Annotated in this window: 20 protein-coding genes; 13 read left to right on the plus strand and 7 right to left on the minus strand. The window is 63.4% G+C overall.

The window, feature by feature from the left end; translation table 11 throughout:
• Positions 1 to 15 precede the first annotated feature (15 nt).
• The gene (locus tag ACP15K_RS11195; protein WP_424990541.1) at positions 16 to 2,211 is read right to left on the minus strand and encodes an SBBP repeat-containing protein; all 2,196 of its coding nucleotides are present in this window, start codon (positions 2,209 to 2,211) and stop codon (positions 16 to 18) included.
• 289 nt (positions 2,212 to 2,500) lie between these two features.
• On the opposite strand from ACP15K_RS11195, the gene ACP15K_RS11200 reads away from it, so the two are divergent.
• Positions 2,501 to 3,133, plus strand: a complete 633-nt coding sequence (locus tag ACP15K_RS11200; protein WP_424990542.1) for a hypothetical protein — start codon at positions 2,501 to 2,503, stop codon at positions 3,131 to 3,133.
• 435 nt (positions 3,134 to 3,568) lie between these two features.
• Positions 3,569 to 4,396 (plus strand): bifunctional allantoicase/(S)-ureidoglycine aminohydrolase, encoded by an 828-nt coding sequence (locus ACP15K_RS11205; RefSeq protein WP_193142698.1) that lies wholly within the window; start codon positions 3,569 to 3,571, stop codon positions 4,394 to 4,396.
• 6 nt (positions 4,397 to 4,402) lie between these two features.
• Here the strand turns inward: ACP15K_RS11205 and bhcR are convergent, their stop codons facing one another.
• Complete coding sequence (gene bhcR, locus ACP15K_RS11210; protein WP_424990543.1) at positions 4,403 to 5,251, minus strand: HTH-type transcriptional regulator BhcR; 849 nt, start codon at positions 5,249 to 5,251, stop codon at positions 4,403 to 4,405.
• Between the two features lie 168 nt (positions 5,252 to 5,419).
• Between bhcR and bhcA the strand changes: the two genes are divergently transcribed.
• The 5 genes from bhcA (at position 5,420) to ACP15K_RS11235 (ending at position 10,546) form a co-directional block, all read left to right on the plus strand.
• Positions 5,420 to 6,610, plus strand: a complete 1,191-nt coding sequence (bhcA, locus tag ACP15K_RS11215) for an L-aspartate--glyoxylate aminotransferase BhcA (protein ID WP_424990544.1) — start codon at positions 5,420 to 5,422, stop codon at positions 6,608 to 6,610.
• Positions 6,610 to 7,572 carry a beta-hydroxyaspartate dehydratase BhcB gene (bhcB, locus tag ACP15K_RS11220; RefSeq protein ID WP_193142874.1) on the plus strand — a complete coding sequence of 321 codons (963 nt, stop codon included), beginning with the start codon at positions 6,610 to 6,612 and terminating at the stop codon, positions 7,570 to 7,572. Before bhcA ends, bhcB begins: the two co-directional genes overlap by 1 nt.
• 16 nt (positions 7,573 to 7,588) lie before the next feature.
• Positions 7,589 to 8,752 carry a 3-hydroxy-D-aspartate aldolase BhcC gene (bhcC, locus tag ACP15K_RS11225; protein ID WP_424990545.1) on the plus strand — a complete coding sequence of 388 codons (1,164 nt, stop codon included), beginning with the start codon at positions 7,589 to 7,591 and terminating at the stop codon, positions 8,750 to 8,752.
• A 111-nt stretch (positions 8,753 to 8,863) separates the two neighbouring features.
• The gene (gene bhcD, locus ACP15K_RS11230; protein WP_424990546.1) at positions 8,864 to 9,829 is read left to right on the plus strand and encodes an iminosuccinate reductase BhcD; all 966 of its coding nucleotides are present in this window, start codon (positions 8,864 to 8,866) and stop codon (positions 9,827 to 9,829) included.
• 462 nt (positions 9,830 to 10,291) lie between these two features.
• Positions 10,292 to 10,546: a hypothetical protein gene (locus ACP15K_RS11235; RefSeq protein ID WP_193142693.1), complete on the plus strand. Its 255-nt coding sequence runs from the start codon at positions 10,292 to 10,294 to the stop codon at positions 10,544 to 10,546.
• A 54-nt stretch (positions 10,547 to 10,600) separates the two neighbouring features.
• Here ACP15K_RS11235 and ACP15K_RS11240 read toward each other — a convergent pair whose 3' ends face one another.
• Complete coding sequence (locus tag ACP15K_RS11240; RefSeq protein ID WP_424990547.1) at positions 10,601 to 11,527, minus strand: LysR family transcriptional regulator; 927 nt, start codon at positions 11,525 to 11,527, stop codon at positions 10,601 to 10,603.
• 160 nt (positions 11,528 to 11,687) lie between these two features.
• Between ACP15K_RS11240 and xdhA the strand changes: the two genes are divergently transcribed.
• The 5 genes from xdhA to guaD all read left to right on the plus strand — a co-directional run bounded on the left by xdhA (position 11,688) and on the right by guaD (position 19,428).
• Positions 11,688 to 13,151, plus strand: a complete 1,464-nt coding sequence (xdhA, locus tag ACP15K_RS11245; protein WP_424990548.1) for a xanthine dehydrogenase small subunit — start codon at positions 11,688 to 11,690, stop codon at positions 13,149 to 13,151.
• Positions 13,152 to 13,163: 12 nt separating this feature from the next.
• Entirely contained in the window at positions 13,164 to 15,482 is a 2,319-nt protein-coding gene (gene xdhB / locus ACP15K_RS11250; RefSeq protein ID WP_424990549.1) for a xanthine dehydrogenase molybdopterin binding subunit, read from the plus strand.
• A gap of 4 nt (positions 15,483 to 15,486) precedes the next feature.
• A complete protein-coding gene (gene xdhC, locus ACP15K_RS11255; protein WP_424990550.1) occupies positions 15,487 to 16,338 on the plus strand; it encodes a xanthine dehydrogenase accessory protein XdhC in 852 nt (283 codons plus the stop codon).
• A gap of 66 nt (positions 16,339 to 16,404) precedes the next feature.
• Complete coding sequence (locus tag ACP15K_RS11260; protein WP_193142688.1) at positions 16,405 to 17,988, plus strand: xanthine/uracil/vitamin C permease; 1,584 nt, start codon at positions 16,405 to 16,407, stop codon at positions 17,986 to 17,988.
• Positions 17,989 to 18,081: 93 nt separating this feature from the next.
• Positions 18,082 to 19,428 (plus strand): guanine deaminase, encoded by a 1,347-nt coding sequence (guaD, locus tag ACP15K_RS11265; protein ID WP_424990551.1) that lies wholly within the window; start codon positions 18,082 to 18,084, stop codon positions 19,426 to 19,428.
• A gap of 21 nt (positions 19,429 to 19,449) precedes the next feature.
• On the opposite strand, the gene ACP15K_RS11270 is transcribed toward guaD, so the two are convergent.
• The 4 genes from ACP15K_RS11270 to puuE all read right to left on the minus strand — a co-directional run bounded on the left by ACP15K_RS11270 (position 19,450) and on the right by puuE (position 23,678).
• Positions 19,450 to 20,205, minus strand: coding sequence for a sulfite exporter TauE/SafE family protein (locus ACP15K_RS11270; protein ID WP_226925976.1), 756 nt, complete (start codon positions 20,203 to 20,205; stop codon positions 19,450 to 19,452).
• A 101-nt stretch (positions 20,206 to 20,306) separates the two neighbouring features.
• A complete protein-coding gene (locus ACP15K_RS11275) occupies positions 20,307 to 21,731 on the minus strand; it encodes a uracil-xanthine permease family protein (protein WP_193142686.1) in 1,425 nt (474 codons plus the stop codon).
• 49 nt (positions 21,732 to 21,780) lie between these two features.
• Positions 21,781 to 22,269 carry an ureidoglycolate lyase gene (locus ACP15K_RS11280; RefSeq protein ID WP_193142685.1) on the minus strand — a complete coding sequence of 163 codons (489 nt, stop codon included), beginning with the start codon at positions 22,267 to 22,269 and terminating at the stop codon, positions 21,781 to 21,783.
• Positions 22,266 to 23,678: an allantoinase PuuE gene (gene puuE / locus ACP15K_RS11285; protein WP_226925975.1), complete on the minus strand. Its 1,413-nt coding sequence runs from the start codon at positions 23,676 to 23,678 to the stop codon at positions 22,266 to 22,268. Before puuE ends, ACP15K_RS11280 begins: the two co-directional genes overlap by 4 nt.
• 149 nt (positions 23,679 to 23,827) lie before the next feature.
• Here puuE and uraH point away from each other — a divergent pair, with 149 nt between their 5' ends.
• On the plus strand, positions 23,828 to 24,181 hold the full coding sequence (gene uraH / locus ACP15K_RS11290) for a hydroxyisourate hydrolase (protein ID WP_193142684.1): 354 nt from the start codon (positions 23,828 to 23,830) through the stop codon (positions 24,179 to 24,181).

The following is a 24,181-nucleotide window of genomic DNA, read 5'->3' on the forward strand; positions in this document are numbered from 1 at the left end:
TTCTGTTGCGCGACCTCAGAGGTTCAGATCGACATCCACCGAAATCAGACCGCTGGCAACATAGGTCGAAGCCAGTTGATGCAGCGCGATGCCTTCCAGTTCGGCGATATCGACGAAGTCACCGCCCTGGCCATCCTGATCGACCAGTACAAGCGTGTCGGCACCGGTCACCTGCAACTGGATGAAATTGTCGATCCCGGCAGACATGTCCTGTCCTGCGAAGATCATGGTCAGGTTCAGCGCGTCGCCTTGCGCGATGTTGAAGTCGGTGACGCTGTCGCAATAGCGATCCTCGACAATTGCGAACACGAAGGTGTCCGCGCCAGCGCCGCCGGTCAACGCATCCTCCAGGGTTCCACCATCCAGAATGTCGTTGCCGTTGCCACCAACCAGCGTGTCCTTGCCCTTGGCGCCGATCAGGATGTCGTTGCCGTCACCCCCAAGCATCGTGTCGTGGCCGTTCTGACCGTACATCTTGTCATCGCCGGCGCCGCCATTCAGATCGTCGCTGCCGCCCTCGCCGTAGATAATGTCGTCAAAGTCACCACCGATGACGGTGTCGTTGCCGTTCCCGGCCTGGATGAAGAGATTCTGGGTGCTGCCAGAGTAGTCCAGAAAGTCACTCTTGTCGCCGCCGGAGACGGTCAGGTTGCCGGTACCGGTGCCGCCGGTGCCGCCACCTGTGCCACCACCGGTTCCTCCGCCGCCGGTCCCGCCGCCGGTACCGCCACCGCCATTGCCACCCGAGCCGCCGCCGCCGCCCACCGAGGTATCGACTTCGTTCAGCTTGGTGACAAAGCCTGCACGGCTTCCGGCCTTGTTGCCGTCGTTGGCATTCAGAAGATCAAAATCGTTCGACATGGTCTGACCGCCGATGATCACATCGCCGTTGTCTGCCACTTCGATGGCACGGGCCGCATCGTCGCGCGAGCCACCGATATAGGTCGCATATAGCAGGGTCGAAAGATCCAGGCTGAACACCGCAAGAAAGCCATCCTGCCCGCCGCCGTAGCCACCGAAGGTGGTGTAGTCCGTGACCGGAAGATCGGCAGAATTGGTGGAGCCGGTAATATAGACCGCCTGGTCGGTCACGACGATGCCTTCGGCACCTTCACCGCCCGAACCACCAAAGTAGGTGGCGCCCAGCAGGGTGGTCCCATCCGCCGAGATATACGTGATCATGGCGTCGCTGGGGCCGTTCAGGCTGGATTGGTAGGCAGTCGCGCTTGTCGTGATATCGACGCTGGAGGTGAACGAGAGGGCGTAGAAGTCCCCCTGGCTGTTCACGGCCAGTTGGTGCGTTTCCGACCCTTCGCGATCCGAACCACCGAAGAAGGTCGCGGATTTCAGGGTGCGGCCGTTGGTTTGCCCGTCGAATTTCGCCAGATAGATATCGTCGTCACCCAGGGCGTGGCTTTGCAGGGCGCCGGCGGTTGTGGTCAGATTGCCGTTGTTGCTGGCACTGAACGAGATGTTGATATCGCCCATGTCATCAACACGAACCGAGGGAACGCCGTGCCCCCTGCCGCCGATATGGGTACCATAGAGCAGCGATTGGCCGTCGGAGGACAGTTGCAGGTACATGTTGCTGCCTGGCGTGCGGGTCATCGCGTCCGGAGTCAGCAGGGTGTCGGACATCGTGCTTTCTGCATTGGTATAGCCGACGTGAACCACACCCTGATCATCCACATCGATGTCGCGAATGAACCCGGCGTCACTGCCGCCCAGATAGGTTGTCCATTCCATCGCACCCGTGTCGGCGTCCAGCTTGGTCACAAAGCCATCCTGTTCGCCGTACAGGTTGTTGGGAACCGTGTCGCCGCCGAAGTTGCCCTGGTAGGCGCCAGCGGTCGTCAACAGCCCGTCACCGGCCCGTCCGGCAATATACACATAGCCGTCGTCCGAGACCTCCAGCGCATAGGCGCGGTCATAGCCCTTGCCGCCGATGCGTCCGGACCACAGCAAAGTGCCGTCCGGGGCGTACTTCTGGACGACGACATCCATTTCGTCGGCCCGGCCCGCACTGGCCGCACCCTGATTGGTCTTGTAATCCAGCCCCGATGTGATCGCGACGCCGTTCGGAGATGATGTGCCGCCCGTCACATATATGTTCCCGGCACTGTCTACAGCTACATCTCGCGCGACTGTTCTGTAAGAGCGTTGACCATCAATGTATGTCGAAAAAGAACTCTGCAGCCCGTAACTTGACATTACTACCTCTTCCACTTGATCATTTCTGTACCAGCACCTGCGAAACGCTGTTCCGCAGAATGCACGCTGTCGTTGTATTGCAACCTATGCGTGTAGTTTCCCTTGACGCAACCCGAGCGCGAGGATTTAGGCTGAAATCCGCCCAAATGACCTAGGGTTAGCCACATTGACGCGCAGGGTGATTGCGTTTCGGGGAACTTGCTGTACGCGACCGCGCGGGACGGGCATTTCGGGACAGTCAGCCCTGAAATCTGCATCGCACCGGGATCGACTGCCGGGTGTCAATTCCATGAAATTACCACGCAAGCCACATGTTGAAATCCTGATTTCAGCATCAATTGCAACAGGTAACGTACGTTCATTACCTGCAAGTCAATTTCGGCAAGAGAGGCCTGTCCAATTGCAGAAACCGCAGAAATCCTCGGTGAAAACCTCATTCGGACTGAAAATTTCGAGGCAGGAAGCGACGGTTTTCAATCGCGGAATCTGTCTGCCGAAGCGGCGAGTCACCTTTTTGGAAAAATTGGCTCGCTCGGGCTTGGCGCGGGGCGCCAACGCCGGAAATTCCTTCTCTGGGGCGTCATCCGCCGCCGGATTTCCCGAATCAAGCACGGAAAATACCGTCGGAAGCCCCCGTGTTGCACAGCACAAGTCGGCGAATCATTGCGTTGAAAGACGTGAGTCGGGCACCGTTGTCGTGGATCGGCTGAGCCGTTCCCGGAACGCGACAGTTCGCGGCCTGCAATACTGCTCCCTGTATCGGCTGATTATTGCCGAAACAAAAAATCAAGATGCACAGGATATGAAACGCGTGTCCTGCGGCAATCCAATGGCGGATATGAGAAGCAGGTGCCGCGTCATGTTTGAAAATTGGTCTTGCTTTCCCAGAACTGCATACATTTGCATACAAATAATAGAGTAGAGCCGATCTTTGCATTCTGGAAAACACTGTCGGATATCCAGAACTGAATAGGGGCCGGTGACTCGCTCCGGTCGCGGCCGGGGTTTCGACCAAAAACCCGGCGCCCTCCCAACGTTTGCCATCCCGCCGTCAGGGCGCATCGGTCCCAAAGTGGAACGGACCCAGCTTCTCCCAGAGTTTACTCTTGGGAAACATTCGAGAGCGGATATTTGTTGAAAGGATTTGTTAACCTTATCCAGCCGCGACACCGCCCACTTTGATGAAGGTCAATGTCAGCGACAGTGTATCCGCACCGGACCGCTTTTCCATGCAGATTGGCAAGTGCAGACTGATTATCAAAAATAACCTAAAAGAGATGACGGTGCTTTCCGGGTGGCGGGGGCGGGGCCTGGCGTCCTAGGACTATCCCAACGTCGACGTATTCAGGAGCCTGCCATGACCGCCACCTATTTCGCTCCGCACGGAGGCCATCCGGGCCAGGATCAACTGCTTACCGATCGTGCGGTCTTCACCGACGCCTACGCGGTGCTGCCCAAGGGCACCATGCGCGATATCGTGACCAGCTTTCTGCCGTTCTGGGACGATACCCGCCTTTGGGTGATCGCCCGGCCGCTGTCGGGGTTTGCCGAGACCTTCTCGCAATACATCATGGAAGTGGCGCCGGGTGGCGGGTCAGACCGGCCCGAGACCGATCCCGAAGCCGAAGGGGTGCTGTTCATCGTCGAAGGCACGGCCACCCTGACATTTGACGGCACGGCGCATGAGATGACGCCGGGCGGCTATGCCTATCTGCCGCCGTCCAGCACCTGGACCCTGCGCAACGCAGGGCCCGAGACCTTGCGCTTTCACTGGGTGCGCAAGGCCTATCAGGCGGTCGAGGGTCTGGACCAACCGGATTTCCTGATCCTGAACGAAAACGATATCGCCCCGACCGAAATGCCCGACACCGACGGCAAATGGGCCACCACGCGCTTTGTCGATCCCACCGACCTGCGCCACGATATGCATGTCACGGTGGTGACCTTCCAGCCTGGCGGGGTTATCCCCTTCCTGGAAACCCATGTGATGGAGCACGGGCTGTACGTGCTGGAAGGCAAGGCGGTCTACCGGCTGAACAACGACTGGGTCGAGGTCGAGGCCGGCGATTTCATGTGGTTGCGCGCTTTTTGCCCGCAGGCTTGCTATGCGGGCGGGCCGGGGCGGTTCCGTTACCTGCTGTATAAAGATGTGAACCGCCAGATGCCGCTGCGCCCGCAGCGCTGACACCCCTTATTCCGGCGGCTCTGGGACAAGGCCGCCGATGGCCGCAGTCAGGTCTTTGGCCGCCTCGATCACGGGGCGGCTGAGCCGGTCGATATGCCGGGCGCTGATCCGATTGGACGGACCGGAAACCGAGATCCCGGCAATCGCCTCTCCGGTCACATCGTAGACCGGCGCCGCGACACAGCGCATGCCGCTGTTCTTTTCCTCATTGTCAAAAGCATAGCCCTGGGTGCGCACCGTTTGCAGGTCGCGGCGCAGGGCATCCGGGTCGGTGATGGTCTGTTCGGTAAAGGCCGTCAAAGGCCCCATTGCCAACACCCGCTGAAGACGCTCTTCATCCATCCCCGCCAGCAAGGCCTTGCCGATGCCCGAGGCATGCAGCGGCGACAGGGTGCCGGGGGGAAAGAAGGCGCGGATGCTGGCGTGGGTTTCCACCTGGCTCAGAAACAGCACCGCGCCCTCCTGCGCGATGCCGATATTGGCGGTTTCACCCGTGGCTTCCATCAGCTTGCGCAGGATCGGGCGGGCGCGATCCACCAGGCTGGTGCGGCGCAGGAAACGCGCGCCGATGACAAAGGCCCGCGGCCCGATGTGCCATTGCTGTTCCTCGGCATCGAATTCCACCAGACCCCGGCCCTGAAGCGTGACCAGAACGCGGTACACCGTCGCCGGAGATTGCCCCATTTCGCTGGCCATGGCGGTCAGCGTCTTGCCCTGCGCCTCGCTCAGATACTCGAACACCTCCATCGCGCGATCCAACGATTTGATGGTGTTCTGGCCGGTCTTGTCATCCCATCCGCGCGGCCGCCCCCGCGACTTGCGCACCGGTCCACCGTCATTGTCTTGCGTTTCCATAAAAACCTTCTGGTTTGCTGTGAAAGCCTAATTCATGATATGAAAAAAGTAAGATCATGACAACAAATGGTTTTTTAAGTCTCTACGCAATCTGAAAACGCATTTCAAAAAAGTTCCCCTGTGAGAACAGTCCGCCTATGGTGCTCTCAACGACGCAAGGAGTCATCCATGAGCTTTCAGAACCCGGTCTTCATCCCCGGCCCGACCAACATCCCCGAAAGCCTGCGCAAGGCTTGCGACATGCCCACAATCGACCACCGCTCGCCACTGTTCGGCCAGATCCTGCACCCGGCCCGCGAAGGCGTGCGCAAGATCCTGAAAAGCGACGCGGCCGAGGTCTTCATCTTTCCCTCCACCGGCACCGGGGGCTGGGAAACCGCGCTGACCAACACGCTGTCGGCAGGCGACAAGGTTCTGGCGGCGCGCAACGGCATGTTCAGCCATCGCTGGATCGACATGTGCCAGCGTCACGGGCTCGAGGTTCAGATCGTCGAAACCCCCTGGGGCGACGGTCTGCCGGCGGACCGCTATGAAGAGATCCTGACCGCCGACACGGCGCACGAGATCAAGGTCGTTCTGGCCACGCACAACGAAACCGCCACCGGCGTGAAATCCGACATTGTCGCCGTGCGCCGTGCCCTGGACGCAGCCGGCCACCCGGCGCTGCTGTTCGTCGACGGGGTCAGCTCGATCGCCTCGATGGATTTCCGCTTCGACGAATGGGGCGTGGACGTGGCCGTCGCCGGCTCGCAGAAGGGCTTCATGCTGACCGCCGGTCTGGCCATCGTCGGCTTCAGCCCCAAGGCAATGGAGGCCACCAAGACCGCCGGTCTGCCGCGCACCTTCTTTGATGTGCACGACATGGCCAAGGGTTACGCCAACAACGCCTATCCCTATACCCCGGCCGTCGGCCTGCTGAACGGGTTGAACATCTCTTGCCAGATGCTGCTCAGCGAAGGTTTGGACAATGTCTTTGCCCGCCATCACCGGATTGCCGAGGGGGTTCGCGCAGCGGTCTCTGCCTGGGGGCTGGAGCTGTGTGCCAGCGATCCCTCGGTCTATTCCGACACGGTCAGCGCCATCCGCACCCCGGAAGGTTTCAATGCCACCGATATTGTCACCCATGCGGCCAACACCTATGGTGTCGCTTTCGGGGTTGGTCTGGGCGAGGTTGCGGGAAAGGTGTTCCGCATCGGCCACTTGGGCAGCCTGACCGATGTCATGACCCTGTCGGGCATCGCCACCGCCGAGATGTGCATGGCCGATCTGGGTCTGAGCATCCCGTTGGGTTCGGGCGTTGCGGCGGCGCAGGACTACTATCGTGGCCACCCCGCAGCGGCCCTGAAAAGCGCTGCATGATGAAGGATCTGGTGATGCAAATCCCCACCTATGACGACATGCTGGCGGCGCATGAGCGGATCAAGCCGCACATCCGCCGCACGCCGATCCGCACCTCGGACTACCTGAACGAACTGACCGGCGCGCAACTGTTCTTCAAGTGCGAGAACTTCCAGGAACCGGGCGCCTTCAAGGTGCGCGGGGCCACCAACGCGGTCTTCGGGCTGGACGAAGGGCAGGCGGCCAAGGGTGTGGCGACACATTCCTCGGGCAACCATGCGTCCTGCCTGTCCTATGCCGCCATGCGCCGGGGCATTCCCTGCAACGTGGTCATGCCGCGCACCGCGCCGCAGGCCAAGAAGGACACCGTGCGCCGCTATGGTGGCAAGATCACCGAATGCGAGCCCTCGACCACGTCGCGGGAAGCCACCTTTGCGCAGGTGCAGGCCGAAACCGGTGGCGACTTCGTGCATCCCTACAACGATCCGCGCGTGATTGCCGGGCAGGGGACCTGCGCGAAGGAGTTTACCGAACAGACCGGCGGTCTGGACATGGTGGTTGCGCCCATCGGCGGTGGCGGCATGATCTCGGGCACCTGCCTGACCCTGTCGACGCTGGCCCCCGAAACCCGGATCATCGCCGCCGAGCCGGAGCAGGCCGACGACGCCTATCGCAGCTTCAAGGCTGGACATATCATTGCCGACGACGCGCCCAAGACCATCGCTGACGGGCTGCTGGTGCCGCTGAAAGATCTGACCTGGCATTTCGTCTCGAACCATGTGAGCGAGATCTACACCGCCTCGGACGCCGAGATCATCGCAGCCATGAAACTGACGTGGAAGCACCTGCGGGTGGTCATGGAGCCTTCCAGCGCCGTGCCGCTGGCCACCATCCTGAAAAACCCCGATGCGTTCAAAGGCAAGCGCGTCGGCGTCATCATCACCGGCGGCAACGTCGATCTCGACAAACTGCCGTGGACTTAATGAGGGAGCACCTCCAATGAACGCACCTGTCAATCTCTCCGATCTCGAAGTCGGTTTCGATGTCCCGGCACTGCCCGGCATGGACGAAGCCGATATCCAGACGCCCTGCCTGATCCTCGATCTGGACGCGCTGGAATACAACATCAAGAAAATGGGCGATTACGCCAAGGCCCACGGCATGCGCCACCGCGCCCATGGCAAGATGCACAAGTCGGTTGACGTGCTGAAGCTGCAGATGGAACTGGGCGGCGCCATCGGCGTGTGCTGTCAGAAGGTCTCCGAGGCCGAGGTTTTCGCCCGGGCCGGCATCAAGGAAATCCTGGTGTCGAACCAGGTGCGCGATCCGGCCAAGATCGAGCGTCTGGCACAACTGCCCAAATACGGCAGCGAGATCATCGTCTGCGTTGACGATGTCGCCAACGTCGCCGACCTGTCGGCCGCAGCGAAAAAGCACGACGTCAACCTTGGTGTTTTCATCGAGATCGACTGCGGCGCGGGCCGCTGCGGTGTGATCACCACCGATGCGGTTGTCGAAATCGGCAAAGCCGTGCGTGACGCTGACAGCCTGACCTTCAAGGGCATTCAGGCCTACCAGGGCGCCATGCAGCACATGGACAGCTTCGAGGACCGCCAGGCCAAGCTCGACGCCGCCATCGCACAGGTCAAGGACGGTATCGCCGGCCTGAAGGCCGAAGGCATCGACTGCGAGCTGGTCTCGGGCGGCGGCACCGGCAGCTACTATTTCGAAAGCAACTCGGGCGTCTACAACGAGCTTCAGTGCGGTTCCTATGCCTTCATGGATGCCGATTATGGCCGCATCCTCGACAAGGATGGCAAGCGCATTGACCAGGGCGAATGGAAGAACGCGTTCTTCATCCTGACCAGCGTGATGAGCCATGCCAAGGCCGACAAGGCCATCGTCGATGCGGGCCTCAAGGCGCAGTCGGTCGATAGCGGGCTGCCGTTCATCTATGGCCGCGACGATGTGGAGTACATCAAGTGCTCGGACGAGCACGGCGTGGTGTCCGACCCCAACGGCGCGCTGAAGGTCAACGACAAGCTGCGGCTGGTGCCGGGCCATTGCGACCCCACCGCCAACGTCCACGACTGGTATGTGGGCGTGCGGGGCGGCAAGGTTGAAACCCTGTGGCCGGTGTCGGCCCGCGGCAAGGCCTACTGAAGCCCCTTCGTTTCGGTGGGGCTGGCTCGGGAGGAGCCGGAAAGTCGCCCGTGTGTATGCCTTCCCACCGGCAATGGCACACGGGCGCGCGAACGGAATTTGGAGAATGACATGTTGATCGTACCCGAACGCGAAATCGCCGACCTGATGACCCGCGACGCGGCCTTTGCGGCGGTCGAGAAGGTCTTTGCCGCGATGGCATCCGGGAAGGCCTACAACTTCCCCGTGGTGCGCGAGGCCATCGGCCATGAAGACGCGCTTTACGGTTTCAAGGGCGGCTTTGACCGGGCCGGGCTGACGCTGGGTCTGAAGGCGGGCGGCTACTGGCCCAACAACCTTGAAAAGCGCGGGCTGATCAATCACCAGTCCACGGTCTTCCTGTTCGATCCCGACACCGGCAAGGCGAAGGCCATGGTCGGCGGCAACCTGTTGACCGCGCTGCGGACGGCGGCGGCTTCTTCGGTCTCGATCCGGCACCTGGCGCGGAAAGATGCCAAGGTCATCGGCATGATCGGAGCGGGCCACCAGGCGAAATTCCAGCTGCGCGCCGCGCTGGAACAGCGCGACTTCGAAAAGGTCATCGGCTGGAACCTGCACCCCGAAATGCTGTCCAACCTTGAAGAAGTGGCCGCCGAGGCCGGTCTGCCCTTCGAGGCGGTGGACCTGGACGAAATGCGGGCGGCGGATGTGATCATCTCGATCACCTCCTCTTTCGATGCGATCCTGAACGCCGACCAGGTCAGCCCCGGCACCCATGTGGCCTGCATGGGCACCGACACCAAGGGCAAGCAAGAGGTCGACCCGCAGCTTCTGGTCAAGGCCGATGTCTTTACAGATGAGGTGGCCCAGTCCATCAGCATCGGCGAGGCCCAGCACGCCGTGGCCCAGGGGCTGATCGCCGAGGCCGATGTTGCGCAACTTGGGGCCGTCATCAACTGCACCAATCCGGGCCGCATCTCGGACGACCAGATCACCCTGTTCGACGGCACCGGCGTCGGCCTTCAGGATCTGGCCGTGGCCGCCGCCGTGGTCGATCTGGCGGTCGAAAAAGGCATCGCCATCGAGGTCGACTTCTAGGCCGACCCGCCAGCCCATCGACCCCATCCGTCTCTGACCTCCGGTTGCGCCATAAGGCGCAGCCGATGGCAGAGACCTGTCTGAACGCTTCGGTCCTGCAAGGAGCGGCCCCCCGGCACGGGACCCGGTTGCGGACACCGGCGGGAACCGGGGAACTTTCCCGGGCGCGCCAACGCGCTGATCTACGGCCAACCCTTCGCCGCAGGTGAAGGCCGCAACCTATTGTTTCTAAACAGTTACCGACATTAAGTTTTTCCCATCCGGATGGGCAGGGGAAACCGCGCCCATATTGTACCCCCGGCATCACCCCGCGCGGATTTCGCGCCATCGCCGCCCTGGCCGGCGCAGATGCGGCCAGTGACCGCTGAAGCCGCAGGCCGGTCCGCTGCTGCGTGAACCGGACAGGTAACACCGACCTGCCCATCCATGGGGATATCGGACCTGGCGAGGAGTGACCTTGGGATGTCTGACCCGACGATCGATGCCGTGAACAAGTCACTGCCGAAAGGCGAACGGATGGCCCCTGGGCTTCAGAGCGTTCTGGCGATGCGAGCGGGCGCGATCGGCATGGCGATGACGCCCGCACCGCTGGTGCCATTCGGGCAACCTGCTGGCCTTGCAAACCGCCTTCGGGCTGAACAAGGCTTTCAATGGCACTGGCAAGGTCACCGAGGAAAAGCTGATGCAAGCGGCCTTGCAGCGGACGGCGCGCCCTGATCGCGACCGCACAATCGTTGAGACACTCAAGCGCCCCGGCTTCTGCCCGGGCGCTTATGCGTCAGATGGGGCAGCCACCAACCCTTGCATGGTTCGCACCCCGTGATCGACGGCGAATTCCACCAGAAGCCGCACTTTGGGATCCTGCAACTTCTTGTGCGGATACAGGCAGCCGAAGACCGAGGGCGCGGGGCGGGCGTGCGGCAGCACCTCGACCAGCCGCCCGGCGGCCAGATGTGCGGCCACGTCGAATTGCGGCTTGTTGACGATACCCGCCCCGGCCAGCGCCCAATCGGTCAGCACATCGCTGTCATCGGCATCGAACTTGCCGCTGACTTCGTACTTGCGCAGCCCATCGGGCGTGTTCAGCATCCAGTAATATTCGGGCGACCGCGGATAGCGCAGCAGCAGGCAGTTGTGGCCGCGCAACAGATCCTCGGGATCGGCGGGGACGCCATACCGCTCAAGATAGGCCGGCGCGGCGCAAAGCACGCGCGGGCAATCGGCGATCTTGCGCATCTTCAGGCTGCTGTCATGCGGGGTGCCGACGAAGAAGGCCACGTCCAGACCATCGGCCAGCAGATCGACCTTGCGGTCCGACATGCGCATCCGCACTTCGATTCCGGGATTGCGGTCCACGAAGTCGGGGATCATCGGCGCGATGATGCGCCGTCCGACGCCCAGCGGCGCGGTGATGCGGATCACTCCGCGCGGCGCGGTTGAAAACTCGGCCACCACCGCCTCGGCCTGGTCCACCATCTCCAGCACGCGGCGGGCTTCTTCATAGAATCGCTGGCCAACTTCGGTCGGCGTCAGCGACCGGGTGGTGCGGTTGAACAGACGAACGCCCAGATGCTGCTCCAGTTCCTTGATGCGTTTGCTGGCCACAGCCGGGGTCAGTCGCAGGTCGCGGCCTCCGGAAGTGATGCTGCCAAGTTCGACCACGCGGGTGAAGACCCGCAGGCTTTCCAGATAGGCCATTCAGAACACGCCCATTTCTTCCGCATGACCGTCCATCGGCCAGCACCGCATCATTTTCAACGTTCTGTTGAAAGTTATTCCCAAACAACGTCGTTTGTCGAGGCAGTCGCGCAGGGTAGTGTTGGACCACCCGCTTTTCCCCAGCCTGACCGGAGGCCCGATGGACCCGCAACCCCATATCCGCTTTCTTCTCAACGGAACCGAGATCACGGCCAGCGACGTGCCCGCCACACAGACGTTGCTGGATTACCTGCGCATCGACCGCCGCCTGACCGGCACCAAGGAGGGCTGCGCCGAAGGTGATTGCGGGGCCTGCACCGTGCTGGTCGGCCGGCTGCAACAGGGTAGCCTGCGGTACGAGCCGGTGAACGCCTGCATCCGCTTCCTGGCCTCGCTGAACGGCTGCCATGTGGTCACGATCGAACACCTGTCGGGGCCCGATGGCCGCCTGCATCCGGTGCAGCAGGCGATGGTCGATTTCCACGGCAGCCAGTGCGGGTTCTGCACGCCGGGATTCGTGATGTCGCTGTATGCGCTGTGGATGCAATGCCCGCAGCCGACCCGGACGCAGGTGGAAACCGCGATCCAGGGCAACCTGTGCCGCTGCACGGGGTACGAGCCAATCGTCAATGCGGCGCTGGCGGTCAACACCTACGGCAGCCCGGCCAACGACTACCTGACCCGCGAACGCACTGCGATCACCGCGCAGCTTGAGGCGATGCAGCCCAAGGTCCGGGTCGAGGTCGGCCCTGCCGACAACCGCGCCATCCTGCCCGTCGATCTGAATGATCTGGCGCAGGTTCTGGCCGAAACGCCCAAGGCCACCATCGTCGCCGGGGCCACCGATGTGGGGCTGTGGGTGACCAAGTTCATGCGCCCGATCTCGCCGGTGGTGTTCATCGGGCATCTCGAGGACCTCAAGACCATCGCCTTGACCGACACCGATCTGACCCTTGGCGCCGGCGTCACCTATGACGAGGCCGAGCCAGCGATCCGCGAAGCCTTCCCGCATATGGGTGACTACTGGGATCGCATCGCTGGCTGGCAGGTGCGCAGCATGGGCACCATCGGCGGCAATATCGCCAATGGCTCGCCCATCGGAGACACCCCGCCGGTGCTGATCTCGCTGGGGGCCGAGGTGACCCTGCAAAAGGCTGGCGGTCAACGCAGCCTGCCGCTGGAGGCGTTTTTCGTCGATTACGGCAAGCAGGATCGCGAGCCGGGCGATTTCGTCGCCAGCCTGCGGATCCCGCGCCCCGCGCCGGGCCAGATCGACGCGGCCTACAAGATCTCGAAACGCCGGGACGAGGATATCTCCTCGGTCGCGGCCGGGATCAGCGTCGAGGTGGCGGATGGCATCGTGACCGAGGCCCGCATCGCCTTTGGCGGCATGGCGGCGACGCCAAAACGGGCCGCCAAGGCCGAAGCCGCGCTGCGCGGCCAGCCCTTTGGTGCCGCCGCCTTCGAGGCCGCGGCCAAGGCCCTGGCCGAAGATTTTACACCGCTGACCGACTGGCGGGCTTCTGCCGACTACCGGCAACTCGTGGCGGCAAACCTGCTGCGGCGGTTCTGGCTTGAGCATGGCGATCCGGCGCAAGCGCCCGACAGCCAGGCCGTGGCCTGAAAGGAGACGACGATGAAGGACATGCACACCATCAGCGGCGCGGTCAGCAAGGACCGCATCCATGACAGTGCCACCAAGCACGTCACCGGACAGGCCGAATACACCGACGACATTGCCGAACCCTGGGGCACGCTGCACGCCTATCTGGGTGTTTCATCCGTGGCGCACGGGCGCATCCGCACCATGGACCTGAGCGCGGTTCGCGCCGCGCCGGGGGTGGTCGATGTGCTGACCGCCGAGGATATTCCCGGCGTGAACGACATCAGCCCCACCGGACGCCATGACGAGCCGGTGTTTCCCACCAAGCTGGTGGAATACCACGGCCAGCCCCTGTTCGCGGTCATCGCCGAAAGCCGCGATGCGGCGCGACGCGCGGCGGAACTGGCCGAGATCGACTATGTGGTGCTGCCTCATGCCATCGACGCCCCGGCGGCCGAGGCGGCGGGCATGCCCATGGTCACCGATCCGCTGACCCTGCAACGCGGCGATGTTGCCACCGGTCAGGCAGGCGCCGCGCACCGCGTGCAGGCGCGCATGGTCGTCGGCGGTCAGGATCACATGTATCTGGAAGGCCATATCGCCTTTGCCATTCCCGGCGAGGATGACGATGTGATCGTGCATTGCTCGACCCAGCACCCCAGCGAAGCACAGCACATGGTCGCCCATGTTCTGGGGGTGCCCTCGAACGCAGTGACGGTGAACGTGCGCCGCATGGGCGGCGGGTTCGGTGGCAAGGAAAGCCAGATGAACATCTTCTGCGCCGTGGCGGCCGTGGCCGCCAAGCGCCTGAACCGCCCGGTCAAGATCCGCCCCGACCGCGACCAGGACATGACCGCCACCGGCAAGCGCCACGACTTCGTCATCGACTATGACGTGGCCTTTGACGACGACGGGTGCATCCAGGCCGTCGAAGGCACTTTTGCCGCCCGCTGCGGCTACTCGTCGGATCTGTCCGGGCCGGTCACCGACCGGGCGCTGTTTCATGCCGACAACGCCTATTTCTACCCGCATGTGCGGCTGGTCTCGCGCCCGCAGAAGACCAACACCGTGTCCAACACCGCGTTCCGGGGCTTTGGCGGGCCGCAGGGTGTGATCGTCGCCGAGCGGATGATGGAGGAAATCGCCTACACGCTGGGCAAGGATCCGCTGGACGTGCGCAAGGCCAACTTCTATGGCGAGGCGGGCCGCGATCTGACCCCCTATCACCAGCAGGTCGAGGACAATGTCATCGGCCGCGTGGTGGACGAGCTGGAAGCCAGCGCCGACTACCGGGCCCGCCGGGCCGAGATCATCGCCGAAAACGCCAAGGGCGGGATCATGCGCCGGGGGATCGCGCTGACGCCGGTCAAGTTCGGTATCTCCTTCACCGCGACCTGGTACAATCAGGCGGGTGCGCTGATCCATGTCTACAACGACGGCTCGATCCATCTGAACCACGGCGGCACCGAGATGGGGCAGGGGTTGAATACCAAGGTGGCGCAGGTCGTCGCCGATGCCTTCCAGGTAGATTTCGAACGCATCAAGATCACCAAGACCACCACCGAGAAAGTGCCCAACACCTCGGCCACCGCGGCCTCGTCGGGATCGGACCTGAACGGCATGGCGGCGCTGGATGCGGCGCGGCAGATCAAGGAACGACTGGTGGCCTTTGCCGCCGAAAGCCGCAAGGTCGCGCCCGAGCAGGTGGAATTCCTGCCCAACGCCGTGAAGATCGGCGAGGAGGTCCTGGCCTTCGACACCTTCATTCGCCAAGCCTATATGGCGCGCGTGCATCTGTCGGCGGCGGGCTTCTACAAGACACCCAAGATCCATTGGGATCGGGCCGCCGGCAAGGGCCGTCCGTTCTATTACTACGCCTATGGCGCGGCCTGTTCCGAGGTTTCGATCGACACGCTGACCGGCGAATACCGGGTTGAACGCACCGATATCCTGCACGATGTGGGCCGCTCACTGAACCCGATATTGGACAAAGGGCAGGTCGAGGGTGCCTTCATTCAGGGAATGGGATGGCTGACCACGGAAGAGCTGTGGTGGGACGACGCCGGACGGCTGCGCACCCATGCGCCATCGACCTACAAGATCCCGCTGGCCAGCGACCGCCCGCGCGTCTTCAACGTCGATCTTGCCGATTGGTCCGAGAACCGCGAGATGACCATCAAGCGTTCCAAGGCCGTGGGCGAGCCGCCCTTCATGCTGGGCATCTCGGTGTTCGAGGCGCTGTCGATGGCGGTGGCCAGCGTGGCCGACTACAAGGTCTGCCCGCGTCTGGATGCCCCGGCGACGCCGGAACGGGTGCTGATGGCGGTGGACCGTCTGAAGGCCGGGGTCTGAGCCGATGGCCCGTGCCGACGATCTTGCCATGTTCCTGGGCCAGCCCGGCCCGGTGGCGCGGCTGTGGCTGAGCCGGGTGCGGGGGTCTTCCCCGCGCGACACCGGCACCGATATGTTCGTGCGCGAGGACGGGCTTTTCGGCACCATCGGCGGCGGCCAGCTGGAGCATCTGGCCATCGACGCCGCCCGCGCCCTGCTGGCACGCGGCGACATGGCCGCCGATCTGGACCTGCCGCTGGGGCCGGCCATCGGCCAGTGCTGCGGCGGCCGGGTCGAGGTTGCGGTGCTGCGGATGAGCGCTTCGGACAAGACCAAGGCCATCGCCGCGGCGCGCGAAGATGACGCCGCCCTGCCGGCGGTCTACATCCTGGGCGCCGGGCATGTGGGCCGGGCACTGGCGGCGCAATTCCAGCATCTGCCGGTGCGTACCGTCCTGATCGACCAGCGCGCCGACGAGTTGACCCTGTGCAAAGCCGCCATCGAGAAACGGATCAGCGCGATCCCCGAATTCGACATCCAGACCGCACCCAAGGGCAGCGCCTTCATCGTGCTGACCCATGATCACGGGCTGGATTTCCTGCTGGCCTCGGCCGCCCTGCAACGCCGCGACGCGGCCTATGTCGGGCTGATCGGTTCAGCGACCAAACGGGCCAAGTTCAAAAGCTGGTGCCGGAAACACTGCGACGGCGTCTCCGTCGCACCCCTGATCTGCCCCATCGGGGCAGGCGGCAGCCGCGACAAGCGGCCAGCCGTGATCGCCGCCCAGGTGGTGGCAGAAGTGATCACGGCGCTGACCTCTGAAACTGCCGCATTTCACCCCCACTGGGGCGCTGCTTCGCATATCGCGGCGCAGTGACATGAGCAGGCCGCGCAACTGTCCGGGAGGATGGGCAGGGCGCGCCGGTTTGAAAAGGAGGTCCCCATGAGGGATGGGAGTTATCACTACAAGCTGTTTGATCGCAGCGATTTCAGCGCATTCTGGGCGCTGTTCACCGACAACCTGATCAACCTGATGGTGCTGGCGGGGATCTGCCAGTTCGTGTTCCAGATGCCGGCCGAGATCGTCTTCGGTCGGATCATTCCGGGCGCGGCCATCGCCATTCTGGCCGGGGTCGCGGTCTATGTGCTGCTGGCCAAACGGGCCGCAGCACAGCATGGCCGCGATGTCACGGCCCTGCCGTATGGCATCTCGACTCCAGTGATGTTCGTCTACCTGTTTGGGGTGATCGGGCCGATCTACTGGGCCACCAACGATCCGGTTCTGGCCTGGCAGGTGGGCATCGGCGCGGGCTTCATGGGCGGCATCGTCGCCGGGTTGGGCGCCATCGTCGGGCCGTGGCTGAAGCGTGTGACCCCGCGGGCAGGCATGCTGGGCACCCTGTGCGGCATCGCGCTGGTGTTCATCGGCACCGTGCCGCTGGCCATCGTCTTTGAAAACCCTTTCGTCGGCTTTGCCTCGATGATCATCATCCTGTGGGGGCTGGTGGGCCGGTTCCGCCTGCCGTGGAACATTCCCGCCGGTCTGCTGGCCCTGATCGTGGGCACCGTGGTCGCCCTGTTGATCGGCGAAGCGCGGTTCAGCTTCGATGGCGTCGGCTTCTACCCGCCCGTGCCGTATTTCGGTGACCTTGTGGTCGGCATCCAGCATCTGTTCGACAACCCGGAACTGTTCCTGGTCCTGGTGCCGGTGCAGATCTACAACTTCATCGAAACCATGAACAACGTGGAAAGCGCCGAGGCTGCGGGCGACCACTATCCGGTGGCGCTGTGCCAGGTGACGGACGGGGCCGGGACCATGATCGGCGCGCTTTTCGGATCGCCTTTCCCGACCACCGCCTATATCGGACACCCGGCCTATAAACGCATGGGGGCGCATTCGGGCTATATCATCGGCGTGGGCATCGTGATCCCCTTGGCGGCCTTCTTCGGGTTGCTGGCCTTCCTCAACAACCTGATCCCGGTGGCCGCCGCCGCGCCGGTGCTGGTCTTCGTGGCGCTGAGCCTGATCACCAACACCGCGCATTCGGTCAAGACCGACCACATGGCCGCCGTGACCATCGCGATGATGCCCCATGTCTCGGCCTTCCTGATGATCAAATGGGGCGCGATGATCGCGGCACTGGCGGCGACCGGCGTGGTCGGCCTGCCCAGCCTCGGCGATCCCGACCTGACTGGGGCGCTGTTGCAGCAAGGGGCGCATTTCGAAGGCCATCTGGCGCTTAGCCAGGGCGCCATCCTGACCGGCCTGATCTGGGGCGCCATCGTGGCCAGCGTGATCGACGGCAACTTCCGTAATGCCGGTGGCTTTGCCCTGGCGGCGGCGGTGATGTCCTCGCTGGGGATCATCCACGGCGCCAGCCTGCATTGGCCGGTCCTCAGCGGCGTGTCGGCAGGCTATCTGATCGCGGCAGCCTTCCTGTTCATCTACCCCAAGTTCCACAAGGACGAGGATCTGGTGAACCCCAACGCGGTCACCGAAGAGCCGCCCGCCGCCCCGGCCGAGTAACGAGGTTCGCGCCCCGCGCGGGGCGCGAACATCCCTGCGGGCCATGGTCTCTCTCCTCCCATGGCCCGCATCAAATCACGACGGAATTTCCAGATGACCCAAGACCCCAGCCGCCGCCTGTTGCGCGGACGTATCCTGACGTTTTATGCCGAGCCGACCGACGCCGCCGACACAAGTGCCTACAGTTATCACGACGACGGCGCGATCCTGATCGAGAACGGGACGATCCGCGCCATGGGGCCTTTTGCCCAGGTCGCGGCGAAAGCGGCGGACGTTCCGGTGACCGACCACCGCCCGCATCTGCTGATGCCCGGCTTCATCGACACCCATATCCATTTCCCGCAGGTGCAGGTCATCGCCTCGTGGGGGGCGCAGCTTCTGGACTGGCTGAACGGCTATACCTTTGTCGAGGAAACCCGCTTTGCCGATCCCGATCATTGCGCCGCCATGGCCCGCCATTTCTTTGACCTTCTTGGCGCCCATGGCACCACCACCGCCGTGGCCTATTGTTCGGTGCATACGGCCTCTGCCGAGGCGTTCTTTGCCGAGGCCGCGCGCCGCGACATGCGGATGATCGGCGGCAAGGTGATGATGGATCGCAACGCCCCCGACGGGCTGCGCGACACGCCGCAATCGGGCTATGACGACAGCAAGGCGTTGATCGCCAAATGGCACGGGCAGGGCCGGGCGCAATATGCGATCACTCCGCGTTTTGCCATCACCTCGACCCAGGCCCAGCTAGAGATGGCCGGCGCGCTGGTGGCCGAACATCCCGAGTGCTACGTCCAGACCCACCTGAGCGAGAACCACGACGAGATCGCCTATACCGCCGAGCTGTTTCCCGACGCGCCCGACTATCTGGGCGTCTATGAACGGGCGGGTCTTCTGACGCCGAAGATGCTGCTGGGCCATTCGATCCACCTGACCCCGCGCGAGATCGCTGTGCTGGCCGAAACCGGGGCCAAGCCGGTGTTCTGTCCGACCTCGAACCTGTTTCTGGGCAGCGGGCTGTTCGACGACGCCGGGTTGCGCGGGCAGGGCATCACCAATGCCATCGCCACGGACGTGGGCGCAGGCACCAGCTATTCGATGCTGAACACCCTCAGCGAGGCCTACAAGATCCTGCAGTTGCAGGGCCAGAAGCTGCACCCCCTGCGCGCCTTGCACTGGATCACGCGGGGCAATGCCGTGGCCTTGGGGCTTGACGACAAGATCGGCACGCTGGACGCCGGAACCGAAGCCGACATCGTGGTGCTGGACTCCTGTGCCACCCATGCCATGCAACTGCGGATGCAGCGCGCCCAAAGCCTCAGCGAAGAGCTGTTCATCTTGCAAACGCTGGGCGACGACCGCGCCATTGCCGAGGTCTATGTCGCGGGCCGCCCGACGAAATCCACCCCCCCGGCCGTCCTCACGCGGGAGTTGTGCGCCACGGATTGAGAAACCGGGGGCGCAGCGCCGTCACAGCCCGAACAGGCGGGCGAAGAAGACGGCGCTCATCCCGTAGCCGATGACCACGACGATGGTCCGCACCGCCCTGACCGGGATCGCCTTGGCCACCCAGGCGCCGCAATAGCCGCCGGCCACCGCGAAGATCATCATCAGGATCGCCTTGGGCCAGACCACGATCCCGGCAATGGCAAAGGTCGCTACCGAGATCGACGACAGCGCAAACGACAACCAGTTCTTGACCCCGTTGGACAGATGGATGTCGCGCCAGCCCCACAGGGCGAACAGCGACAACAGCACGATGCCCAGCCCACCGTTGAAGTAGCCGCCGTAAAGGCTGACCAGGAACAGGCCGATGGCGCCCTCGGGGCGGAACCCGCGGGCATGGCGTTCGGCCCAGACCTTCAGATCCTGCCCGAACAGGAAGGCGGTGGTGGCGAACAGCAGCAGGAAAGGCACGATCAGCGAGAAGGCCTCGTTCGAGGACACCAGCAGCAGCAACGAACCCGCCAGCCCGCCCGCAAGCGTGATCGCGGTCAGCCGGATCATTTGCGCGCGCTTGAGTGTTTTCAACTCGTTCACATAGCCGAACACGCTGCCCAGATAGCCCGGAAACACCGAAACCGTGCTGGTCGCATTGGCCATCACCGGGGGCACCCCGGCCCAGACCAGCGCCGGAAAGGTCAGAAAGGTGCCGCCGCCGGCAATGGCGTTGACGATGCCCGCGCCGAACCCGGCCAGGGCAAGAACAATGGTCTCTAGCAGCATCCGCTGTCCTTTCAGCAAGAAAGGGCGGCGCACGCCGGTGCACCGCCCTTAGTCTGTCTAGCGCTCCGGCGGCCCGTTGTCAGGCCGCCGATGCAGGTTTTTCAGACGTGATCGTCGTGCGGCAGCGAGCCGTGGCCGTGACCGGCCATGCCGCCCGAAACCTCTTCGGTGGCCTCATCCGCCAGTTCCTCGGGCAGAACAAGGTTCAGCACGATGGCGATCAGCGCGGCGGGCAGGATGCCCGAAGTGGCCAGAACCTTCAGCGTCGACGGCAGGTACTGCAGCGCGCCCGGTTCCAGTTGCAGGCCCAGGCCCAGGCTGAGCGCGATGGCGAAGATCACCATGTTGCGGCGGTTCCAGACCACATCCGACAGCATCGAGACACCGGCCGCGACCACCATGCCGAACATGACGATGACGCCGCCGCCCAGAACCTCGATCGGCACGGTCGCGATGATGGCGCCGATCTTCGGTACCAGACCGCAGAGGATCAGGAAGATACCACCGATGGTCACCACGTGGCGGCTCATCACGCCGGTCATGGCGATCAGGCCGACGTTCTGCGAGAACGAGGTGTTGGGCAGGGCGCCGAACAGACCCGACACAGCCGTGCCCAGACCGTCGGCGAAAGTCGCGCCCTGGATCTCGGTGTCGGTGGCTTCACGACCCGCGCCGCCCTTGGTGATGCCCGAAACGTCGCCCACGGTTTCAACCGCCGAGACAAAGCCCATCAGGCAGAAGCCAAGGATGGCGGCAAAGGTGAACTCCATCCCGAAGTGCAGCGGGTTCGGCAGGGCAAAGCTGGCCGCGTTGCCGACGTTGCTGAAGTTGACCATGCCCATCATGAAGGCCACCGCGTACCCCACCAGCAGACCGATCAGAACCGCCGAGACCGAGATCATGCCACGGGTGAAGAACTTCAGCCCGAGGGTGACGAAGATCACCACCATGGCCACGAACCAGTTCTGGAGCGAGCCGTATTCCGGTGTCCCGATGGCCGGAACGCCGCCCGCCGCGTACTGGATGCCGACCTTGACCAGTGCCAGGCCGATCATCGTCACCACAAGGCCGGTGACCAGCGGCGGCAGGGCAAAGCGGATCTTCTTGATGTAGAGACCCAGAAAGGCGTGGAACAGGCCGCCCACGAAAACCCCGCCCATCAGCACGGCGATGGCATCGACGCCCTTGCCCGCCACCAGCGGGATCATCACCGGGATGAAGGCAAACGACGTGCCCTGCACGATCGGCAGCTTGGCCCCCACCGGGCCCAGGCCGATGGTCTGGATCAGGGTCGCGAGTCCGGCAAAGAACATCGACATCTGGATCATATAGATCATCTGCGGAAAATCGGGCGAGTTCGAGCCGAAGCCGAAGCCCGCCGCGCCGCACACGATAATGGCCGGCGTCACGTTCGACACGAACATGGCCAGAACATGCTGGATGCCCAGCGGGATCGCCTTTGCCATCGGTGGGGTGTAGTTGGGATCGCGGAGCTGTGCCGCTGTCCCGATTGAAGAATCTGCCATGGTGTCTGTCTCTCCTTTGTGGGCGAACCGGCTCCTCCTCCGGCGCGTCCTAGTTTTTGACGATCACGATGTCCTGTGCGAACCAGTGTTCCTCAAGATTGGGGCCGCTGCCGATACGGTCCACGACCGCGAACAGTCCCGGCTCTGACAGGGGGGCGAGAACCCCGTGCCAGACGCCCCGATGATAGTTGACGCCCTGTCCGGGCGCGGTCACGAAGGCCCGCGGCACGCCCGGTTTGTCCCCCTCATCCGGTGCTACGACCACCAGAAACGGCTCCTGGCTCATGGGCAGGAAGGCCTGGCTGCCGTCGGGATGCCGTTCGACCATGTCCAGCTTCAAGGGCAGGGCACGCGGTTGCGCCTTGAACAGGCTGATCCCGGCGCGGCCATCGGCAAAGTCCAGGGTCGCGCGGTCGTGGAACCGGCCGCACAGACCCTGGTTGATCAGCTTGTCGGGGGTGCCGCTGACGTCCAGCACGTCCCCGAACGGGGCAAACGCCTCGGCGGTCAGCGGCTGCACCTGGATGGTATCGCTCATGCGCCCAGCTTCTCTTGCAGTCGCAACTCGGCGATCCGTTCGACCTGGCGGCAGGCCTCGGCGAACTCGGTGTCGCGATCGTTGCCGATGCGGCGCTCGAAGGCGGCCATGATCGAATCCTTGGTGTTGTCGCGCACCGCGATGATGAAGGGAAAGCCGAATTTCTCGGTATAGGTTTCGTTCAGCTTGGTGAAACTGGCGCGTTCCTCGTCCGTCAGCGCATCCAGCCCGACCGAGGCCTGTTCGGCCGTGGATTCCGCGGTCAGGCGCTTGGCAGCGGCCAGTTTGCCGGCCAGATCGGGGTGCGCGGTCAGCACGCCCAGACGCTGTTCGGGACTGGCCGAGCGGAACACGCGGGCGAGGGCGTTGTGCACCCCAGCCGCACAGTCATGTGCCGGGCCCAGTTCCAGGTCGTGCGCGCCTTCGGCAATCCACGGACTGTGTTCGAACACGCCGCCGAATTCCTGCACGAAGGTGGCCTTGTCCATCCGCGACGGTGTCGCCTGTGGCTTCGGGGGATGCTCCTGTGCCCAATGGTCGGCAATCTGTTCACGGGTCGCGAACCAGACCCCGTCGTGTTGGCGGAAATAGTCCAGCGCCCGCTTCAGCGCGGCAGCGCGTCCGGGGCGGCCTGCCAGGCGGCAGTGCAGGCCGATGGACAGCATCTTCGGGGCGCCGGCCTGACCTTCGGCATACAGCATGTCGAAACTGTCCTTCAGATAGCTTTCAAACTGGGCACCATTGGTGAATCCCGCCTGGATCGCGAACCGCATGTCATTGCAGTCCATGGTATAGGGCACGATCAACTGCGGCTTGCCAGCTGCGGTGACCCAATAGGGCAGATCGTCGGCGTAGCTGTCTGCAATATATGCAAAATCGCCCACTTCTGCCGCAAGGTCGATCGTGTTCATGGAACAGCGCCCGGTGTACCAGCCGCGTGGCGCGGCGCCGGTCACCTCGGTGTGCAGGCGGATGGCCTCGCGGATCTGGGCACGTTCCTCGTCCGGCGACATGTCCTTGTGTTCGATCCACTTCAGACCGTGGCTGGCCATTTCCCAGCCCGCCGCCTGCATCGCGGCGGTCTGCTCGGGAGAGCGCGCCAGCGCCGTGGCCACGCCGTAAACGGTGATCGGCGTGTCCTTCAGCAGGCTATGGACCCGCCAGAACCCGGCCCGCGCGCCGTATTCATAGATGGTGTCCATGTTCCAGTGCCGCTGACCGGGCCAGGGCTGGGCGCCGGTGATCTCGGACAGGAAGGCTTCCGAGGCTGCATCGCCATGCAAGATGTTGTTCTCGCCGCCCTCTTCGTAGTTCAGCACAATCTGGATGGCGATCTTCGCGCCGCCGGGCCAGTTTGCCTTGGGCGTCCGGGGGCCGTAGCCGATCATGTCTCTTGGATATCGTGTCAACTTGGGTTCCCTCTGGTTTTACCACTTGATAAACTGGAAAATCACCTAGCATTATCAAAAAATATTAGAAGGAGCCTCTTTGCAGACCCCCTTTGCCACCTGAGGGCGGCAGGGACTAGTTAACTGTAAATCACGAAGGAGACACAACCTTGCCCGGATATCTGACCACCCATGTTCTGGACACTGCGCGCGGATGTCCCGCACATGGCCTGAAAATCGAGCTGTTCCTGATCGACGGCGACAGCCGTAAACTGCTGCGCGAGGTCTCAACCAACGACGACGGCCGCACCGACGAGCAGATCCTGCCGCCGACGGAATTCCAGACCGGCACCTATGAGCTTGTGTTCCACGTCGGCGCCTATCTGGATGCCTGTGGTGTGCCTGCGGAATCCCCGCGCTTCCTGGACCAGATCCCGCTGCGCTTCGGCATGTCCGAGCCTTCGCACTATCATGTGCCTCTGTTGCTGTCGCCCTTCGGCTACAGCACCTATCGCGGCAGCTGA

Source organism: Fluviibacterium sp. S390 (assembly GCF_049800695.1).
Taxonomy (GTDB): domain Bacteria; phylum Pseudomonadota; class Alphaproteobacteria; order Rhodobacterales; family Rhodobacteraceae; genus Meridianimarinicoccus.

Bases quoted from the DNA above. Each gene is read 5' to 3' on its own strand.
- bhcC (WP_424990545.1), top strand. From the start codon at position 7,589: ATGAACGCACCTGTCAATCTCTCCGATCTCGAAGTCGGTTTCGATGTC.
- guaD (WP_424990551.1), top strand. From the start codon at position 18,082: ATGACCCAAGACCCCAGCCGCCGCCTGTTGCGCGGACGTATCCTGACG.
- ACP15K_RS11205 (WP_193142698.1), top strand. From the start codon at position 3,569: ATGACCGCCACCTATTTCGCTCCGCACGGAGGCCATCCGGGCCAGGAT.
- ACP15K_RS11240 (WP_424990547.1), bottom strand. From the start codon at position 11,527: ATGGCCTATCTGGAAAGCCTGCGGGTCTTCACCCGCGTGGTCGAACTT.
- ACP15K_RS11235 (WP_193142693.1), top strand. From the start codon at position 10,292: ATGTCTGACCCGACGATCGATGCCGTGAACAAGTCACTGCCGAAAGGC.
- xdhB (WP_424990549.1), top strand. From the start codon at position 13,164: ATGAAGGACATGCACACCATCAGCGGCGCGGTCAGCAAGGACCGCATC.
- bhcB (WP_193142874.1), top strand. From the start codon at position 6,610: ATGAAGGATCTGGTGATGCAAATCCCCACCTATGACGACATGCTGGCG.
- ACP15K_RS11260 (WP_193142688.1), top strand. From the start codon at position 16,405: ATGAGGGATGGGAGTTATCACTACAAGCTGTTTGATCGCAGCGATTTC.
- xdhC (WP_424990550.1), top strand. From the start codon at position 15,487: ATGGCCCGTGCCGACGATCTTGCCATGTTCCTGGGCCAGCCCGGCCCG.
- ACP15K_RS11195 (WP_424990541.1), bottom strand. From the start codon at position 2,211: ATGTCAAGTTACGGGCTGCAGAGTTCTTTTTCGACATACATTGATGGT.
- bhcR (WP_424990543.1), bottom strand. From the start codon at position 5,251: ATGGAAACGCAAGACAATGACGGTGGACCGGTGCGCAAGTCGCGGGGG.
- ACP15K_RS11275 (WP_193142686.1), bottom strand. From the start codon at position 21,731: ATGGCAGATTCTTCAATCGGGACAGCGGCACAGCTCCGCGATCCCAAC.
- bhcD (WP_424990546.1), top strand. From the start codon at position 8,864: ATGTTGATCGTACCCGAACGCGAAATCGCCGACCTGATGACCCGCGAC.
- xdhA (WP_424990548.1), top strand. From the start codon at position 11,688: ATGGACCCGCAACCCCATATCCGCTTTCTTCTCAACGGAACCGAGATC.
- bhcA (WP_424990544.1), top strand. From the start codon at position 5,420: ATGAGCTTTCAGAACCCGGTCTTCATCCCCGGCCCGACCAACATCCCC.
- ACP15K_RS11270 (WP_226925976.1), bottom strand. From the start codon at position 20,205: ATGCTGCTAGAGACCATTGTTCTTGCCCTGGCCGGGTTCGGCGCGGGC.
- ACP15K_RS11280 (WP_193142685.1), bottom strand. From the start codon at position 22,269: ATGAGCGATACCATCCAGGTGCAGCCGCTGACCGCCGAGGCGTTTGCC.
- ACP15K_RS11200 (WP_424990542.1), top strand. From the start codon at position 2,501: ATGAAATTACCACGCAAGCCACATGTTGAAATCCTGATTTCAGCATCA.